Below are 639 nucleotides of genomic sequence, written 5' to 3'. Positions count from 1 at the left end.
ATTCACAGGGAAATTATGTTTCCCATGTGACCCTTGCTGAGGTTGCCCGCCTTTCTGGTCTGACTCTTGCCGCCCATACAGTAGAATACGCCATTGATGGTGATTTGACTGTATCGGGGCTTAAGCATCCTTACGAATCTCTCCCTTCTCATTATGCTGGGATCGCATTGAAAATTTTTGAGGGCGGTAAGAATGTCGAGCCATGTGTAGAGCTGAAAGCATCTCCGGCGAAATTGTTACAAGGTCACAATATTTTTGGGCCTACAGCTTTTGAGTTGTGCGGTCTGGAATTTTTCGGTGCCTTTGCTGCTGCTATGCCTGAACTCTATGATTTGTGTGATGTAACTAATACGGTAGTTGGTCGCATAGATGTAACGTTCAGTGCAAAAGTCGCAAATGATCACATTGCTAACCAGGTGATTTCTTTCTTGCGCAATGTATCCAACGGTCAGACTAAAAAGACTCGTGCTCTTGATTATGAAACAACTGTTATGTGGAACGAAGGAAGTCGCCACCGTACTCTTGTTGCATACTTGAAACATCATGAGGTGCAGGCTCAGATTAAGAGATTGCAGAAAAAGAAAAGTTCCCACTTATCTTCTTATGAAAAAAATTGCTTAGATGTTTTAAGCAATCCAC

General features: G+C 42.9%; 1 protein-coding gene. It reads left to right on the top strand.

Features of this window, described 5'->3' with window-relative positions; all coding sequences use genetic code 11:
- Positions 1-639, top strand: a 639-nt coding sequence (locus CG67_RS13850) for a phage/plasmid replication protein, II/X family (RefSeq protein ID WP_025903532.1), incomplete at both ends; no start/stop codon positions are given.

It is taken from the genome of Tatumella sp. UCD-D_suzukii, assembly GCF_000611875.2.
GTDB lineage: Bacteria > Pseudomonadota > Gammaproteobacteria > Enterobacterales > Enterobacteriaceae > Tatumella > Tatumella ptyseos.
This window is presented reverse-complemented; position numbering and strand designations above follow the sequence as displayed.